14 protein-coding genes and 1 tRNA gene are annotated in these 17546 nt (G+C 69.5%); 9 read left to right on the top strand and 6 right to left on the bottom strand.

The window, feature by feature from the left end; genetic code table 11:
• The first annotated feature begins 215 nt into the window (after positions 1-215).
• Together serS and FHX80_RS14515 are read left to right on the top strand one after the other, a co-directional pair.
• Positions 216-1505, top strand: coding sequence for a serine--tRNA ligase (gene serS / locus FHX80_RS14520; protein WP_145764584.1), 1290 nt, complete (start codon positions 216-218; stop codon positions 1503-1505).
• A complete protein-coding gene (locus tag FHX80_RS14515) occupies positions 1502-2299 on the top strand; it encodes an HAD family hydrolase (protein ID WP_145764583.1) in 798 nt (265 codons plus the stop codon). The genes serS and FHX80_RS14515 overlap by 4 nt, the downstream gene beginning before the upstream one ends.
• A gap of 93 nt (positions 2300-2392) precedes the next feature.
• Here the strand turns inward: FHX80_RS14515 and FHX80_RS14510 are convergent.
• The 6 genes from FHX80_RS14510 to FHX80_RS14485 form a co-directional block, all read right to left on the bottom strand.
• A tRNA-Ser gene (locus FHX80_RS14510) sits at positions 2393-2480 on the bottom strand.
• Positions 2481-2749: 269 nt separating this feature from the next.
• Entirely contained in the window at positions 2750-3445 is a 696-nt protein-coding gene (locus FHX80_RS14505) for a hypothetical protein (protein ID WP_145767294.1), read from the bottom strand.
• Positions 3446-3742: 297 nt separating this feature from the next.
• Positions 3743-4462 (bottom strand): ABC transporter permease, encoded by a 720-nt coding sequence (locus tag FHX80_RS14500; protein ID WP_145764582.1) that lies wholly within the window; start codon positions 4460-4462, stop codon positions 3743-3745.
• 30 nt (positions 4463-4492) lie between these two features.
• Positions 4493-5404, bottom strand: coding sequence for an ABC transporter ATP-binding protein (locus FHX80_RS14495; protein ID WP_145764581.1), 912 nt, complete (start codon positions 5402-5404; stop codon positions 4493-4495).
• Positions 5401-6309, bottom strand: a complete 909-nt coding sequence (locus FHX80_RS14490; protein ID WP_145764580.1) for an ABC transporter permease — start codon at positions 6307-6309, stop codon at positions 5401-5403. The genes FHX80_RS14495 and FHX80_RS14490 overlap by 4 nt, the downstream gene beginning before the upstream one ends.
• A complete protein-coding gene (locus tag FHX80_RS14485; protein WP_244318262.1) occupies positions 6299-7333 on the bottom strand; it encodes an ABC transporter ATP-binding protein in 1035 nt (344 codons plus the stop codon). Before FHX80_RS14485 ends, FHX80_RS14490 begins: the two co-directional genes overlap by 11 nt.
• Positions 7334-7593: 260 nt before the next feature.
• On the opposite strand from FHX80_RS14485, the gene FHX80_RS14480 reads away from it, so the two are divergent.
• The 7 genes from FHX80_RS14480 to FHX80_RS14450 all read left to right on the top strand — a co-directional run bounded on the left by FHX80_RS14480 (position 7594) and on the right by FHX80_RS14450 (position 17438).
• Positions 7594-8445: a M24 family metallopeptidase gene (locus tag FHX80_RS14480; protein WP_145764579.1), complete on the top strand. Its 852-nt coding sequence runs from the start codon at positions 7594-7596 to the stop codon at positions 8443-8445.
• Positions 8442-10223 (top strand): SDR family oxidoreductase, encoded by a 1782-nt coding sequence (locus FHX80_RS14475; protein ID WP_145764578.1) that lies wholly within the window; start codon positions 8442-8444, stop codon positions 10221-10223. Before FHX80_RS14480 ends, FHX80_RS14475 begins: the two co-directional genes overlap by 4 nt.
• A complete protein-coding gene (locus FHX80_RS14470; RefSeq protein ID WP_145764577.1) occupies positions 10220-11188 on the top strand; it encodes a MerR family transcriptional regulator in 969 nt (322 codons plus the stop codon). The genes FHX80_RS14475 and FHX80_RS14470 overlap by 4 nt, the downstream gene beginning before the upstream one ends.
• Before the next feature lie 704 nt (positions 11189-11892).
• Positions 11893-14754, top strand: coding sequence for a DEAD/DEAH box helicase (locus FHX80_RS14465; RefSeq protein WP_145764576.1), 2862 nt, complete (start codon positions 11893-11895; stop codon positions 14752-14754).
• The gene (locus FHX80_RS14460) at positions 14751-15986 is read left to right on the top strand and encodes an SWIM zinc finger family protein (RefSeq protein ID WP_145764575.1); all 1236 of its coding nucleotides are present in this window, start codon (positions 14751-14753) and stop codon (positions 15984-15986) included. Before FHX80_RS14465 ends, FHX80_RS14460 begins: the two co-directional genes overlap by 4 nt.
• A gap of 81 nt (positions 15987-16067) precedes the next feature.
• Positions 16068-16430 (top strand): hypothetical protein, encoded by a 363-nt coding sequence (locus FHX80_RS14455; protein ID WP_145764574.1) that lies wholly within the window; start codon positions 16068-16070, stop codon positions 16428-16430.
• A 114-nt stretch (positions 16431-16544) separates the two neighbouring features.
• Positions 16545-17438: an LLM class flavin-dependent oxidoreductase gene (locus FHX80_RS14450; RefSeq protein WP_145764573.1), complete on the top strand. Its 894-nt coding sequence runs from the start codon at positions 16545-16547 to the stop codon at positions 17436-17438.
• Positions 17439-17546: the final 108 nt, after the last annotated feature.

The raw sequence follows: 17546 nt of genomic DNA, 5'->3' as shown, positions 1-17546 counted from the left end.
GTCGGCCAACTCCCCTTGCGGGCAAGGCGGGTACGTCAAGGCACATGAACCCTTCTGCCCCATTTAGGGGAATAGGGCCTCTTTACTGACGGCGACATCCGTCGGGCTCGCCAGGGATTCCCCTCCAGCGTTACTAATACCGGCAATTCGGGCAAAGTGACACGCTTGCCGATATCGGTTCGAGCTGGGGAAGCCGACACCGGTAGCCTGGAGGGGTGATTGACCTTCGCCTGCTTCGTGAGGACCCCGACCGTGTTCGCGCCTCCCAGCGCGCCCGTGGAGAGGACGTCGAACTCGTCGACGCCCTTCTCTCCGCCGACGAGCGGCGCAGGTCGTCCGGGGTTCGGTTCGACGAACTCCGTTCCGAGCAGAAATCGCTCGGCAAGCTCATCCCCAAGGCCTCTCCGGAGGAGCGCGCCGAGCTCCTGAAGAAGGCCGAGCAGCTCAAGGTCGACGTCAAGGCGGCCGACGCCGCACAGGACGAGGCCGACGAGGAGACCAAGAGCCTGCTGCTGCGGCTCGGCAACATCGTCCACGAGGACGTGCCGGTCGGTGGCGAGGAGGACTTCGTCGTCCTGGAGACGCACGGCACCATCCGCGACTTCGGTGCCGAGGGCTTCGAGCCCAAGGACCACCTGGAGCTCGGCGAGGCGCTCGGCGCGATCGACATGGAGCGCGGCGCCAAGGTGTCCGGCTCGCGCTTCTACTACCTGACGGGCGTCGGCGCGCTGCTGGAGCTCGCCCTCGTCAACGCGGCGATCGCCCAGGCCACCGAGGCCGGCTTCATCCCGATGCTCACCCCGGCGCTGGTCCGCCCGCGCGCCATGGAGGGCACCGGCTTCCTCGGCCAGGCCGCGGAGAACGTGTACCACCTGGAGAAGGACGACTTCTACCTGGTCGGCACCTCCGAGGTACCGCTCGCGGCGTACCACATGGACGAGATCATCGACGCGGCCAAGCTGCCGCTGCGCTACGCCGGCTTCTCGCCGTGCTTCCGCCGCGAGGCCGGTACGTACGGCAAGGACACCCGCGGCATCTTCCGGGTCCACCAGTTCGACAAGGTCGAGATGTTCTCGTACGTCGACCCGGCGGACGCCCAGGCCGAGCACCAGCGTCTGCTGGACTGGGAGAAGCAGTGGCTCACCGCTCTCGGGCTGCCCTTCCAGGTGATCGATGTCGCCACCGGCGACCTGGGGGCCTCGGCCTCCAGGAAGTTCGACTGCGAGGCGTGGATCCCGACCCAGGGCAAGTACCGCGAGCTGACCTCCGCGTCCAACTGCGACGGTTTCCAGGCACGCCGGCTGTCCGTCCGGATGCGTGACACCCGCGACGGCAAGAAGGTGCTCCAGCCGCTGTCCACGCTGAACGGCACGCTCTGCGCCGTCCCGCGCACCATCGTGGCGATCCTGGAGAACCACCAGCTGGCCGACGGTTCGGTACGGGTGCCCGAGGTGCTCCGTCCGTACCTGGGCGGGCGTGAGGTTCTGGAACCGGTCGCCAAGTGACCTTTCCCTACAAGCTCGTCGCGACCGATCTCGACGGCACGCTGCTGCGTGACGACGACACGGTCTCCGGGCGCACCCGCGAGGCACTGGCCGCGGTCACCGCGGCCGGTGCGGCGCACATCATCGTCACCGGCCGCGCCGTCCCGTGGACCCGGCACATCCTGGACGACCTGGGCTACGAGGGCCTGGCGGTCTGTGGCCAGGGTGCGCAGGTCTACCACGCGGGCGAGCGCAAACTGCTGACCTCGCTGACGCTGGACCGGCAGCTCGCCGGTCTCGCGCTCTCCAAGATCGAGGCAGAGGTCGGCCCGCTGGCGCTGGCGGCCAGCCGGGACGGGCTCGAAGGCGAGGTGCTGGTCGGCCCGGACTACCGCGTGCAGGAGGGTCCGCTGCCTGCCGTCTTCGTGCAGGACACGGCCGAGATGTGGGCTGCCCCCCTGAACAAGGTCTACATCCAGCACCCGGATCTGGACGACGACGCACTGGCGAAGGCCGCGCGAGCGGCGGTCGGCAATCTGGTCGACGTGGTCATGGCCGGCCCGGGGGTCGTGGAGATCCTGCCGCTGGGGCTCAGCAAGGCCACCGGCCTCTCGCTGGCCGCGCGTCGGCTGGGAGTGAAGGCGGCGGACACGATCGCCTTTGGTGACATGCCGAACGACATCCCGATGTTCGCCTGGTCGCAGCACGGCGTGGCGATGGCCAACGCGCACGAGGACCTGAAGGCCGTGGCCCACGAGATCACCGCGTCGAACGAGGACGACGGGATCGCGGTGGCGCTGGAGCAGTTGCTCTAGGGTCGCTCGTTCGGGTCGTGCCGGGCTCGTGGGGTCCGGCCGGTTCCAAACCGAGAGATCATCCGGAAGCCTGCGGGGGCCGGCTGCCTGAGGCGGAGGATGCGCGGATCGAACGCGCGCGGGGTTTACGGCCCCGACGACGGCTTAGCAAGCCGCTGCCTTACCACTCGGCCAATCCTCCGGGAGGGCGGCCGTGCGCGATGCGCGTGGACGGCCGCCCGGGCGTACTGCTCGAAGCGGCTCGGCGGAGCAGTCGCTGACTACTCCGGTGCCCGCTCGGCCACGCCCTGGTGGGAGCTCGGCGGACTCGGACTCTCGGTCATCGCCGCGCTCCTCTCCCGGTCTGTGGTGCCGATCCCGGCGTGTGCCGTACCGCCCACTGTGCCGTTCCCTCGACGCCCGGTGCCACTCATTTACGGGTGGCGGGCGGCACCGGACATCAGGGCCTGCTCAGCGACTCCTGTTGCGGCGGCTCAGATCCTTCAGGTCGCGTGCGAGCTCGTCCATCCGCCCGTCGAGCCGGACGATGTCCTCGGACACCCCGCCCAGCCACACGCTCATGCCACCGACCACCTGCTGCGTGACCTCCAGCCTCCGGTCGAGACTGTCGAGCCGCAACGACATCCGGTTGAGCACCGGCCCCAGCTCCTGCAGAGCGGTACCGACACCGGCCAGGCAGCTTTCGACCCGGGTGACGCGGTGTTCGAGCGAGGCGTATCCCGCCCGCAGGTCCTGCTCGGCGTCGAGGAGGTACGTACGGACGCAGCGCGCGATGTCGCTGTCGCGAAGAAGCATCGCTACGTTGAGGACGGTCCTGCGGGTGTAGAGCGTGAGCTGCGCGTGCGCCTGTGGATAACTTTCACCCTGCCCGCCGCCCAATAGGGACATCATGTCCCTATTGAAAATGCGCAGGTCAGCACCCCGCAGCAGCCTGAGGCCGTTCTCCTCCATCTCCGCGCGGTGGCGCTGGATCACCTTCTTGACGACCTCTGTGGATACTTCGAAGTAACGAGCCACGTCCTCTGTGCGAACGTGAACTCCATCCGGGAGCATGACAAGGCTCTTGACCTTGTCGAGGGCGTCGACGCGCCCCATCTGCTCGACGCGCAGCGCGCGCGATTCGAGCAGGGCGACTTCCGTGGGCATGGACATGCCTTCCGATCGTGAAAGCGGCGGGGGACGGCCCTCTCCCCGGGCTTCAGGGGCGGAGGACGCTCACGGTTGCCACTTGCTCAATGGCCGACCCGATGGGTCTCGCCCGTAGACGTGTCCCATCGGCATCGGCATTCCCCGAATTCACGAAAGCTCGACGCCACAGATGCCAGTTGCCTCCACGCGACCTGAGCAACGAACCAATATCCGTACCGTTACGCGTATGACTGTCCGACATACGACAACCCCCGTCCGTCGGACGAGGGTTGTCGTATCGCAGGATGCCTGCGCTCACTCCTCGCCGGCGAGCTTCAGGGTGCGCAGCTTCTGGCCCGCGTACCAGGTCGCCGCCACGGTGACCAGGATCAGCAGCACCGTCGCGAGCGGCAGTCCGACGTCGGAGGTGATGGCGCCGCCCCCGCCGACCTTCTCGGCCAGCGCGAGGGACCACTGCTGGACACTGAGCGTGCGCGCACCGGGGACCAGGCTGCCGAAGAGGGCCTCCCAGACCAGCGCGTAGACGAGTCCGAGGACCACCGCGTGCCGGCTGACCGTGCCCAGGAGCAGGAACAGCGCGCTGTAGGCGATCGAGGCGACCAGGGCGGCGATCGTGTAAGCCACCGCGATCTGCTGGCCGTTGCCGTTGAGGATCAGGCCGGCGACCAGGGTCGGCACCGCCGAGAACACCATCGTCACGGCGATCGCCACGATCAGCTTGGTGAAGATGATCGCCGGCCGGGTCACCGGCTTGGCCAGCAGGTAGACGATCGATCCGTCGTCGATCTCCGGCCCGATCGCTCCGGTACCGGCGATCACGCCGATCAGCGGCACCATGGTGGCGATGGCGAAGCCGCCCAGCACGTCGGAGGCGACCTGGTCATCGGCCCCGGCGAACATCCGTACCGCCACTGCGATGATCACCAGCAGTGCGGGCAGGATGAAGAGGATGGCGGCCCGGCGCCGGCCGAGCAGGGCCCGGTAGGTGAGCCGGGCGACTGTGGGGTCGTACATGACGCTTCACAGCTCCTTATCGGCCACTACTCAGGCCGCTACGAGATAGGAAAAGACCGATTCGAGGGATTCGTCGGACGGCGAAACGGTCAGCAGCCGGATGCCCTGCTCGCGTGCCACCTTCGGCAGGAGCGTGGTGAAACGCCCGAAGTCGACCGCCTGGATGCGCAGGGCCTGTTCGGTCAGGTCCACTTCGATCCCGGCCGTCGACGGGTCAGCGATGAGCGCGGCAGCGAGCGCGCGGTCGTCGCTGGACCGTACGAGATAGCGGTGGGGGCGGTCCGTCATCAGCCGGCGGATCTTCCGGAAGTCACCGGACGCGGCGTGCCGTCCGGCCACGATCACCTCGATGTGCGAGGCGAGTTGCTCGACCTCTTCGAGGATGTGGGAGGAGAAGAGAACCGTGCGGCCCTCCCCTCCCATCCGTCGCAGCAGATCCATCAGCTGCATCCGCTGACGCGGGTCCATTCCGTTGAACGGCTCGTCGAGCAGCAGCACGGACGGGTTGTGGACCAGGGCGGACGCCATCTTCACGCGCTGGCGCATGCCCTTGCTGTACGTCGAGATCTTGCGGTCCTGCGCGTACTCCATCTGGACCGTGGCCAGCGCTGCGGCCGCCTCGGCGTCGCCGAGACCGTGCAGTTCCGCGTTGGCCACCACGAACTCGCGGCCGGTCAGGAAGTCGTACATGCCCTCCCGCTCGGGCACGATGCCGATCTCCCGGTACACGGCCTCGTTGCGCCAGATCGCCTTGCCGTCGAGCGTGACCGTGCCCGTCGACGGAGCGAGGAATCCGGCCATCATGTTGATCAGCGTGGACTTGCCGGCACCGTTGGGGCCCAGCAGACCGGTGACGCCCGGTCCCACGGTCATGCTCACGTCGTTGACGGCGACCACATTGCCGAACCAGCGGGAGGTGTGGTCGATCTCGATGGTGGTCACAGCCCGACCCTCCGGTAGCGGCGCATCAGTACGGCGTACGAACCGGCGATGAGCGCGAGGACAACGATCAGATAGACCACTCCGGCACCGGCTCCCGGGCCGTGTCCGCCGGGGAAGGCGGAGGTCGCTCCGAGGAACGCGGTCTGCACACCGTCGATCAGGGTGATCGGGGAGAAGAGCCCCAGCCACGGGACGGATCCGGCGGACCCCGTCGACCAGGCGATGCCCTGGACGGTGGAGACCGCACCGTAGGAGATGGTGAGCACCGCGATCACCGCGGCGACGCCGAAGCCCCGGCGCGGGGTGAGGGCGGCCATCACCAGGCCGAGGCCTGCGAAGAGTACGGAGAGCAGCGCCACCGACACCATTCCCTGGGCGAACCACTTGGTCTGGTCGCCGAAGTCGAACTTCGCGAGCAGCGCGCCCGCGTAGAGGATGACGAGCGGCGCACCGGTGAGGACGAAGAGTGCGGAGGCCATGGCGGCGAACTTGGCGATGACGTAGTCGCCCCGCTCGATCGGCCGGGAGAAGTACAGCGGCACGCTCTTGAAACGAAGGTCCCTGGAGACCGACTGCGGTGCCTGCGAGGCGAGGAACAGGCCGATGACCGCCTGGAGGTAGACCGCGTACGAGGTGTACTTGACCGGCAGCTTCGTCGTGTCGGGGGCGGCGATGGCCACCGCCACGATGATCGCCGCCACCAGGCACATCACGCCGAACAGCAGCATAGGCAGCACCTTGGACTTGACCGAACGGCCGAGCCCGAAGGAACCGCGCAGGGACTGCGAGTAGAGCGAGCGGCGCGCGTAGGCCCGGCCGAGGCGCGGTCCGTCGTAGGCGCGGTAGCCGATGTTGTGGATCCGGGAGGTCTCGCTCCCGGTCGCGATGCCGGTCTCAGTGCTCATCGCTGCCGCTCCCCTTCTGCTGTACGGCCCCGGCGGCCACGGACGCGTTCTGCGTCACGGCCTGCGCTGCCGGTGCCTCTTCGGTACGGAAGACCTCGGCGATGTGGTGGCGGCGCTGTTCCATCCGGACGAGGCCGAGCCCGAGGCCGGCGACGCTGTCGCGGACGATGTCGTACGTCTCCTCGCCGGTCGCCTCGATCAGCAGGATGCGGCCCGCTCCCGGCAGTCCCTCGGTGTCCAGACCGTCGAGGCCCACCAGCTTGATCCCCGTGGCGGTGAGGGCACGGCGCAGGGCGTCGGTGCCGTCGGGGTGGGTGTCGCTGTCGGTGACCTCGACCGCGAGGGTCGTGGTGCTCTGGGTGAAATCGCTGGTGGAGCTGGAGCGCAGCAGGGCTCCGCCGTCGATGATGACGACGTGGTCGCAGGTGCGTTCCAGTTCGCCCAGGAGGTGCGAGGTGACCAGGACCGAGATGCCGAAGTCGGTGTGAACCCGCCGGATCAGACCGAGCATCTCGTCGCGGCCGACCGGGTCCAGGCCGTTGGTCGGCTCGTCAAGGAGGACCAGCTTCGGGTCGTGGACCAGGGCCTGGGCCAGCTTCACCCGCTGTTTCATACCGGTGGAGTAGCCCCCGATGGGGCGGTAGCGCTCCTCGTACAGGCCGACGTGGCGCAGTGTGTCCGCGGTGCGTTCGCGTGCCGCGGTGGGCGGCAGTCCGGACATCCTGGCCATGTGGACGACGAACTCGGTGGCCGAGACGTCGGGCGGCAGGCAGTCGTGCTCGGGCATGTAGCCGACCCGTTCCCGGATGGCGGCGCCGCTGGTCGAGACATCGAGCCCGAGCACTGCGGCCCGGCCCTCGGTGGCGGGAGACAGACCCAGCAGGATCTTGATCAACGTGGACTTGCCGGCTCCGTTGGCGCCCACCAGCCCGGTCACACCGGGGCCGATGTCCAAGGAGAGCCGGTCAAGCGCGGTCACCCGGGGGAACCGCTTGCTCAGGCTTTCGGTCGCAATGACAGTCACCTCATCGACGGTAGTGGCGCGGGCCACACCGGTCGTCAGACCTGGCGGCTGGTTTCTCGTCAGACTCCAGATGTACGGACCCGTAGGGGGGGACCCCTTGAAGGAGGAGCCCGGCAGTCCGTTTCGGGCCGCCGCGCCGGGTGGTCCGCGGAGTTGTCCACAGGTCCGGCGCACCCCTTGACGTAGCCGCCGGACATTGTCACATTCATCAGTGTCACGTTACGGGCACGTACCGCAATCGGCAGGGAACGGACGGTGGCATGGCCTCGCGGGTGATCGACGAACGGGCCCCGGAGTTACCGGGGTTCAGAGACGTGCAGCGTCTCGCGTACGCCTGCGCGGAAGCGGTCGCCGCCCGTCTGAGGCCGGGGGTGACCGAGCGGGAAGCGGCCGGGATGCAGCGCGAGTGGCTGCGGGAGCGCGGGGTGCGGGACTGGTTCCATCTCCCCTTCGCCTGGTTCGGGGACCGTACGGCGTTCACCGGTTTCAAGGTGCCGCTGCAGTTCTTCCCGACCAACCGGCAACTGGAGCCGGGGATGCCGTTCATCCTCGACGTGGCTCCGGTGTACAAGGGATTCACCGCTGGCATCGGCTACTCCGGCTGGCTGGGGCTGAACCCCCTGCACGACAAGCTGCTCGCCGACCTGGAGGTGCACCGCGAGCTGATCCTGCGCGAGATACGCGAACGGCGCCCACTGCGTGAGATATACGAGGACGTGGAGCGCCTGATGATCAGGCAGGGCTACGCCAACCGGCATCGGGCGTATCCCTTCGGGGTCATCGCCCACAAGGTCGGCCGCGTCGCCGAACGCCGTTGGTCGCCGCAGGTGTTCGGGTTCGGCACCCAGTCGCTCAAGGGCCTGCTGAGTGATGCGGTCCACGGGCACCGGGACGGCTGGTCGCCGCTCTGGAGTCCGCACCGCTTCTCCGGTCATCCCCCGCGGCCGGGCCTGTGGGCGGTCGAACCGCACCTCGGATTCCGGGGTACCGGCGCGAAGTTCGAGGAGATCCTGGTCGTGACCGACTCACGGGACCCCGAGCAGAGCGCCTTCTGGCTGGACGACGATCTGCCGCATGTGCGGCGCTGGGCCGAGGAAAGGGTGGCGGCATGAGTCTGCGGGATCTGCCGGGGGCGCGCGAGCGCCGGGTGGCCACGGGCGGTATCGAGCTGTGCGTCGTCGAGCTGGGCGAGGCGACGCGTCCGACGATCGTGCTCGTGCACGGCTACCCGGACAGCAAGGAGGTCTGGACGCAGGTCGCCCGGCAGCTGGCCGAGCGGTGGCATGTCGTGCTGTACGACGTGCGCGGTCACGGCAGTTCGACGGCACCCGTTCCGCTGCGCGGCGGCTTCACCCTGGAGAAGCTGACCGACGACTTCCTGGCCGTCATCGACGCGGTGAGCCCGGACCGGCCGGTGCATGTGGTCGGGCACGACTGGGGCTCGGTCCAGGCCTGGGAGTTCGCGACGGTCAGCCGCACCGAGGGCCGGATCGCCTCCTTCACCGCGATGTCGGGCCCCTCCCTGGACCACTTCGGGCACTGGATCAAGCGGCGGATGGCCCGGCCGACTCCGCGCCGGGTCGGCCAGCTGCTGGGCCAGGGCGCCAAGTCCTGGTACGTGTACATGCTGCATACGCCGGTGCTGCCGGAGCTCGCCTGGCGCGGCCCGCTCGGCAAGCGGTGGCCCGGCATCCTGGAGCGGCTGGAGAAGGTGCCGCCGGGCGACTACCCGACGGCGTCCCTGCCGGACGACGCGGCGCACGGAGCCTGGCTGTACCGCGACAATGTCCGGGCCCGGCTGCGCAGACCCCGCCCCGACGCCTACGCGCATGTGCCGGTCCAGCTGATCACGCCGACCGGTGACATCTTCCTGTCGGAGCACCTCTACGACGAACTCGACACATGGGTGCCGCAGTTGACCCGCCGCTCGCTGCCCGCCAAGCACTGGGTACCGCGCACCAGGCCGGACCAGCTGGCTTCCTGGATCAACGAGTTCGCCGCCGCCAACGAGGCGGCCCTGCAAGGGGGCATCCCGGTGCGGGACACCGCGCCGAAGGGTGCGTACGCGGACCGGTTCGGCGGACAGCTCGTCCTGGTGACGGGCGCGGCCGGCGGCATCGGCCGGGCCACGGCCTTCGCCTTCGCCGAGGCGGGCGCCCGGGTGATCGCCGTGGACCGGGATGCGGAGGGTGCGGCCAGAACGGCGGAGCTGGCCCGGCTGATCGGCGCCCCGGCCGCCTGGGGGGAGACGGTCGACGTCAGCGACGAGGCGGCCATGGAGAAGCTGGCCGAGAAGGTCGCCACCGAATACGGGACCGTCGACGTGCTGGTCAACAATGCCGGGATCGGGCTGTCCGGCTCGTTCCTGGAGACGACCAGCGAGGACTGGAAGAACGTCCTCGACGTCAATCTCTGGGGTGTCATTCACGGTTGCCGGCTCTTCGGCGGGCAGATGGCCGAGCGCGGGCAGGGCGGCCATATCGTCAACACGGCCTCCGCTGCCGCGTATCAGCCGTCGCGCGCGCTCCCCGCGTACAGCACGTCGAAGGCCGCCGTGCTGATGCTCAGCGAATGCCTGCGCGCCGAGCTCGCCGAGAAGTCGATCGGGGTCAGCGCGATCTGTCCCGGCATCGTCCATACGAACATCACCGCGACCACCCATTTCGCCGGGACCGACGCGGCGGAGGAGAAGCGGCTGCGGAATCGGACGAGCAAGCTGTACGGAGTGCGCAACTACCCGCCGGAGAAGGTCGCCGAGGCGATCCTGCGGGCCGTCGTCCGTAACCAGGCCGTCGTCCCGGTGACGCCGGAGTCCCATACCGCCCGGTTCCTGTCCCGGCTCAGCCCCGGCGTGCTGCGCGGTATCGCCCGGCTGAAGCCGCCGCTGTGAGCGGCCCCGGGCCGTCGGCCGGGCGGGCGGGCGCGGAGTACCGGATCGAGGACCTGGCGCACGCCAGCGGCGCCACGGTCCGCACGATCCGCGCCTACCAGGACCGCGGACTGCTCCCGACGCCGGAGCGGCGGGGCCGGGCGAATGTGTACCGGGACACCCATCTGTCCCGGCTCGGCCAGATCGCCGACCTGCTCGACCGCGGCTACACCCTGGCCAGCATCAAGGAGTTGCTGGAGGCATGGGACGCGGGCCGCGGCCTCGGTGGGGTGCTCGGACTCGTCGCCGAGGTGCACGGGCCCTGGACCGACGAGCGGGCGGACCGGATCACCCGGGCCGAACTGGACGTGAAGTTCGGCGGGACTTCCGACGAGCAGGCCGTCGCCGAGGCGGTGGACCTCGGGGTGCTCGAACGAATCCCCGGCCGCGACGACGAGTTCCTGGTGCCGAGTCCTCAAGAGCTGGCGGTCGCGGTGGAGTTGTATGCCGCGGGCGTTCCGCTCAATGCGATCTCCGGCCATCTGAGGGAGCTTCGGGGTCAGGTCGAGCAGATAGCGTCCCGTTTCCTGGAGTTCACCACGGAGCATGTTTTCGCCCGCTATCTCGGCCATCGGCCGCCGGCGGACGCGGGCGCGGCCGAGGCCGCCTCGATGGTCCGCCGACTCCGCCCACTCGCCCAGCAGACGGTGGACGCCGAACTCGCGCGTGCGATGCGGACGTTCGCCACCCGGCACCTGGAGCACCACCTCACCGCGGAGAAGCCCTTCACCTCGGGCGACTCCTCGCTTCCACCGGTTCCGATCACTCTGCCGGCCGTAACAATCACAGCTGTGGAGGGGCTGGTTGGCCGAGAGCACGTTGCTGCCTTCATCACCGCTGCCGCTGAACGAGAGCTACAAGCAAGAGCATTGGACGCCCTTGCCTCATCTCATAAAAATACAGGTCAAATTGACCAAATGGACTAAATCCCAAGGCGCTTGTCCACAGAATCGTCAAATTACCTGTGGATAACCCGAGTTGGCTGTGGATCAAACCTGTGGACAAAAATTGCCGCTGTGAATCCTGAACGAAATCCGGATGCGCCGGAGACGATGCCGAGGGCACCCGTGCTCTGCCCACCCTCGCCGCCGCCGCGACGGCCACGGACCGCCTGCGCTTGGGCACCCTCGTCACGTCAGTCAAGCCTTTTTCGCCTATCACGGCCTGAGCTACGAGGATTCCCTTCGGTCGGCGAGCACAGTTGCCCGGTCGGATATCGAAGAGCCGTACACGGCCGCCGCACGGGTGGGCCATGTCGTCGACGCCGAGGTCGGCATGGCAACCGTGCCCGGTCGGCGCAGTGCCATCTCGGACGGTCGCGTACGTGGCAGTCGAGGCACGTTCACCCGTGCATGGCTGACCTCCCTGACGCTGTTCGCTCTGATGACGAAATCGGCGCCCAGGGCGGACGTGGACCGGGCCGCGGTGATCCTCCGCCTGACACATACGGTGCCTGCGGTAGGAGTCCCGTTCCCACCCGTGAAGGCATGGCCAGGGCTTGCCGGTGGGTGACAGCACGTGGTGGAGTCCGGTGGTGGGCGGGGCCACCTTCGGGAGCCCCCGGATGGCGCTAGGACGGAAACGAGTGGCACGGGTCGTCGTACGAGAAGTGAGCACGGGCTCGGGCGTGATGAGCGCATCACCGCTTGCCGCACCCGAGGCGGCCGCGTGGGCGCGGGAGCTTCTCGACAGGGGCTGGGCGGCGGTGTTCCTGCCCGGAGAGCCGGCCCGCCTCGGGCGGCTCCTGCTGTGGCAGCCCGCCGGGGCGGTCGCCGGGGGCGGTGACGTGCCGGCGGGTGTGGAAACCGACTCGGTGGAACTGGTGCTGCCGCATGGCCGCTCGGTCAGACGACGCAGGGTGGACGGCTACGCGCTGCCGGTCGCGGTCGCCGTGTCCGCTCTGACCGGGGCTCAGCCACCACACCCGTCCGCGGCAGCCTGGCAGGGCGCCGCCTGTTTCGCCCTGCGGCTGCTCGCCGACGGCCGCCTCCACCCGGCCCTCACTCCGGCCGGTTACGACACCTGGCGGGCGGGCCCCTTCACCGCTGCCCAGCGGCAGGCACTGGACGCCCTCGCCGCAGCCTTCCCACCCCATGCCCACTGCCTTCCCGAGCCCGGCCCGCCTCCGGTACGCATCGCCGAACCGGCGGCGCTGGTCCGCCAGTTCTGCGACGCGGTCGCCGACGACCTGGTCCGTACTCCGGCCGCGCCTCTCGCCGTGGGAGCGGTGCCGTACGTCTGGCGCGATACCCGGGCCGTGCCCGCGCTGCGCGATTGGGCCGAGGAGACAACTGCCGCGTTGACCGCCGAGGTCGGCGTCTCGCTGCGTGTCGACGTGCCCGAGGGTCGACGACGGCAGTTCCGGGCCGTCCTTCAACTGCGCACCGCGGCGGATCCGGCGCTCGTCGTGGAGGCCGCACGGCTATGGAGCGAGCCCGGTGAGGTGGAGAGGCTGCTCGGCCCACGCGCCGAAACCGAGACACTGCTCGCGCTGCGCCGCGGTGCCCGCGTCTGGCCCCCGCTCCAGCGACTGCTGGCGGACGCCGCTCCCGAAGAGCTCCGGCTGACCGACGACGAAGCCTTCGACCTGCTGGGCGAAGCAACCGACGCGCTGCGTGCGGCCGGTATCGATGTGCACTGGCCGCGCGCACTGGTCAAGGCGCTCACCGCGACCGCGGAGATCGGGCAGCGCGCCGCTCCCGGCTCCAGCGCGGGCGGCCTGCTCGACGCCGACGCCCTGCTCGACTTCCGCTGGCAGGTCTCGCTCGGCGGCGAGCCTCTCACCGAGGCCGAGATGAACGACCTCGCCGAGGCGCGCCGCCCTCTGATCCGGCTACGCGACCAATGGGTTGTCGCCGACCCGAAGCTGGTGGCCCGCGCGAAGCGCCGCCGGATGGAACCGCTCACCCCTATGGAGGCGCTGAGCGCCGCTCTGACCGGTGAGGTGGAGAGGGACGGGGAGACGTTCGTCAGCGAGGCCGTCGGCGCGCTCGGCGATCTTGTCACCCGGATCCGTGATCCCGAGTCCCGCACTCCCGCAGCCCAGCCCGCCGCTCTCGAGGCCACGTTGCGCGACTACCAGAAGCGGGGACTCGCCTGGCTGGCCGAGATGTGCGAACTCGGCCTCGGCGGCTGCCTCGCCGACGATATGGGCCTGGGCAAGACCATCACCCTGCTCGCCCTGCATCTCCACCGCCAGACCGCCCCGGCCACCGCTGGCCCCACCCTCGTCGTCTGCCCCACCTCCCTGCTCGGCAACTGGCAGCGCGAGGCCGCCAGGTTCGCGCCGACCGTCCCCGTGCGCCGTTACCATGGCGGCGACCGCCACCTCGAGGACCTGGCCGGCGACGAGATCGTCCTGGTCACCTACGGGGTGCTGCGGCGCGACCGTGACGTCCTCGCCGAGACCGCCTGGTCACTGATCGCCGCCGACGAGGCCCAGCACGTCAAGAACCCCTACGCCGTCACCGCCCGCGAACTGCGTACCCTGCCGGCCCGTGCCCGCGTCGCGTTGACCGGTACGCCAGTGGAGAACAACCTTTCCGAACTGTGGGCGCTCCTCGACTGGACCACCCCAGGGCTCCTCGGATCGCTGTCCGCCTTCCGCGACCGGCACGCCCGCGCCATCGAGACGGGGGCTGGGGACGGCGAGGGCTCGGCGGCCGCCGAGCGCCTGTCACGTCTCGTCCGCCCGTTCCTGCTGCGCCGCAAGAAGTCCGACCCTGGCATCGCACCCGAACTGCCGCCCAAGACCGAGACCGACCGCGTCGTCTCGCTGACGGCCGAGCAGACCAGCCTGTACGAGGCGGTGGTCCGCGAGACCATGGCGAAGATCGAGGAGTCCGAGGGCATCGCCCGACGCGGCCTGGTGCTGAAACTGCTCACCGCGCTGAAGCAGATCTGCAACCACCCTGCCCAGTACTTGAAGGAGCACAACCTGAGCCGGTCCACGTCGCTCGCCGGCCGCTCCGGCAAGCTCGATCTCCTCGACGAACTGGTCGACACCATCATCGCCGAGGGCGAATCGGTGCTGGTCTTCACCCAGTACAAGCAGATGGCTGCCCTCCTGGAGAGCCATCTCGCCGAGCGCGGCACCCCCACCCTCTTCCTGCACGGCGGCACCCCCGTCACCCGGCGCGAGGAGATGGTGGAACGCTTCCAGCGCGGTGAGGTTCCGGTGTTCCTCCTGTCGCTGAAGGCGGCGGGCACCGGACTCAACCTCACCCGCGCCACCCATGTCGTGCACTACGACCGCTGGTGGAACCCGGCTGTAGAGGACCAGGCCACCGACCGCGCCTACCGCATCGGCCAGGACCAGCCCGTCCAGGTCCACAAGCTCATCGCGGAGGGAACCGTGGAGGACAAGGTGGCGAAACTGCTCGATTCCAAGCGCGCGCTCGCCGACGCCGTCGTCGGCTCCGGCGAGGCCGCCCTGACGGAACTGTCCGACGCCGACCTTGCCGAACTCGTCGCCCTGGGGAGGCAGTCATGAGCCCCTCGGTCCCCGGCCCGCGCCGTGCGCCCGCCCGCGGCAAGCGCGCTTTCGCCGCCACCTGGTGGGGCCAGGCATGGGTCACCGCCCTGGAGGACTCCAGCCTGGACACCGGGCGCCTGTCACGCGGCCGCACCTACACCCGCAAGGGCATGGTCGGCCCGACCACCGTCGCCCCGGGCCAGGTCAAGGCCGCCGTCCGGGGCAGCCAGCCGCGCCCGTACCGCTCCTCCGTCCACCTGCCCGTCCTCACCGACACCCAGTGGGACACCCTGCTCGACACCATCGCGGCCCGCGCCGGCCATCTCGCCGCGCTCCTCGACGACGAGATGCCCGCCGAACTCGTCGACGACGCCCGCCAAGCGGGCGTCCCCCTCCTCCCGCAGCCCACCGAACTCGACCCCGAGTGTTCCTGCCCCGACTGGGGGTACCCCTGCAAGCACGCCGCCGCGCTCTGCTACGCCATCGCCGCCACCATCGACGCCGACCCGTTCGTGCTCTTCACGCTGCGCGGCCGCAGGCGGGAAGAGGTCCTCGCCGAGCTGCGCGCACGCCGTACGGCAAAGCAGGAGACTGCCGCCCCATCGGCCCCGACGGGCATCCCGGCCAGCGCCGCTTACACCCGCTGGGCCGAACACACCCCACGGCTTCCCGAACCCCTCGCCCCGGCCGCCCACGCCGCCGCGCTCCCCGTCACTCCGCCTTCCGGCACCGGGCTGTCCACCACGGATCTGGAACGCCTCATGACCGACACCGCCGCACGCGCAGCGCGGCTTCTCGCGGGCGACACCGCCGGCCTGCACCTGACCCAGCACCAGGACGCGGTGCGGATCGCCGCCAGCGGCCCCGGACCCGAATGGTTCCACCGCCTGGTCCAGAACACCGGCACCAGACCGATCGCGTTCGCCCGCCTCACCCGCGCCTGGCGCCACGGCGGCCCCACCGGACTGATCGTCGCCGAACAGCCGCACACCCCTGATCCGGTGGTGATGACGGCCGCCCGCACCGCCCTGACCGCGGCCCTCGTCGAGATGGCCGCCGGCCCCGCCCCTCTCCGTGCCTGGCGCAACCGCCTCACCCTCACCGACCACGGCATTCAGCTCCGCCTGGGCCCCGACGCCCGCTGGTACCCCTGTCTCCGGGACGATGACGGCCAATGGTGGCCCGCAGCGTCGCCGGATGCCGACCCGGTCGCCGCGCTCACCTCGGTCTGGAGGCAGACCGGGACGTGACATCGGCGGTGGTGAGCACGGCATTGGCCGATACCGGATACCGGCATACGGTGGGCAACCACCGCGGATGGGGAGGTCCGAATGCGACAGGGCGACGCCGAATACGAGGCAGCGCTGGACGAGACGATGGAAATCCTTCGGTGCTGGGCGCGGGAAGGTCGTACCGATGGCTGGTACAAGTCCCTGAGCGAAGGACTGAAGGCGAAGGGCCACCACGTCCACTACCGCGGCCCGATCATCAGCCACCTGCTCAGTGACGCCTGTCGGCGTGACAGCGAAGGGATCGAGCCGATGCTCTCTTCCATCGTGATCCTGAAGGCGACCTCCAGGCCGGCGGGCCAGTTCTTCGAGTTGGCGAGCGGAGCCCCGTTTCACCGGAGGGCGGCGGACTGGACCTGGGAAGAGGAGCGCGCCCGCGTCTTCGCGCGCTACCGCGAGAGCTGAAGGGCCGTGGCACCGCTCCGGAGTGCACGGACGCGACGCGTACCGACGCGGCCGCAGCCGGTGACATCTGCTCTCCCTGGTCGCTCGCGGTCACAAGAACATAGGGTCGCAGTCATGCGACTTAGCACCGTAATCCTTCCCATCCACCGCTGGAGCAAGGGACAACAGATCTGGCGGCGTGCGGAAGACCTTGGGTTCCACGCCGCCTACACCTATGACCACCTGTCCTGGCGCAGCTTCCGGGACGAGCCGTGGTTCGGGGCGGTTCCCACCCTGACCGCGGCGGCGACCGTTACGCACAGTATGCGACTGGGTACCCTCGTCACCTCGCCCAATTTCAGGCACCCGGTGACGCTCGCCAAGGAGCTGATCTCGCTCGACGACATCTCCGGTGGGCGCATCACCCTCGGTATCGGAGCAGGTGGCAACGGCTTCGACGCGACGGCGCTCGGGCAGGAGCAATGGACGCCGAGGGAGCGGGCGGACCGGTTCGCCGAGTTCGTTCCGCTGCTCGACCGGTTGCTCACCGAGGACGCGGTGACGGACCAAGGCGCCCACTACTCCGCCGAGGAGGCTCGCAACATCCCCGGCTGCGCGCAGCGGCCCCGGCTGCCCTTCGCAGTGGCGGCGACCGGGCCACGCGGACTGAAGCTGGCCGCACGATACGGGCAGGCGTGGGTGACGACCGGCGACCCGCAGCTTTTCGAAGAAGGGACCCCGGAGCAGTCGGTGGAGGCCCTGCGCGGCCAGATCGAGAAGCTCGGCAAGGCGTGTGCGGAGATCGACCGCGACGTGGCCGATCTCGACAAGATCCTGCTGACCGGCTTCACCCCGGACCGGAACGGTCCCCTGCAGTCCGTGGACGCCTTCGTCGACTTCGCCGGCCGTCACCGCGAACTCGGCTTCACCGAGATCGTGCTCCACTGGCCGATCCCCAACTCCGACTTCGCCACGAGCCAAGACGCCTTCGAGAAGATCGCCACGGAAGCCTCCATGCAGCTTGGTTGAGCCGAATACGGCCGATTAGCAGGCCAGAGGCCCTCAAAAGAATCGCGGGGGGGGCGTCCCACGCGCCCATCGAGCACTGCGCCACAGGCGGCCTGTCAGTACCTATCG

The sequence above is a fragment of the Streptomyces brevispora genome (assembly GCF_007829885.1).
Classification (GTDB): Bacteria; Actinomycetota; Actinomycetes; order Streptomycetales; family Streptomycetaceae; genus Streptomyces; species Streptomyces brevispora.
The sequence above is the reverse complement of the archived record's forward strand: the minus strand, read 5'-3'. Positions and strand labels throughout refer to the sequence as shown.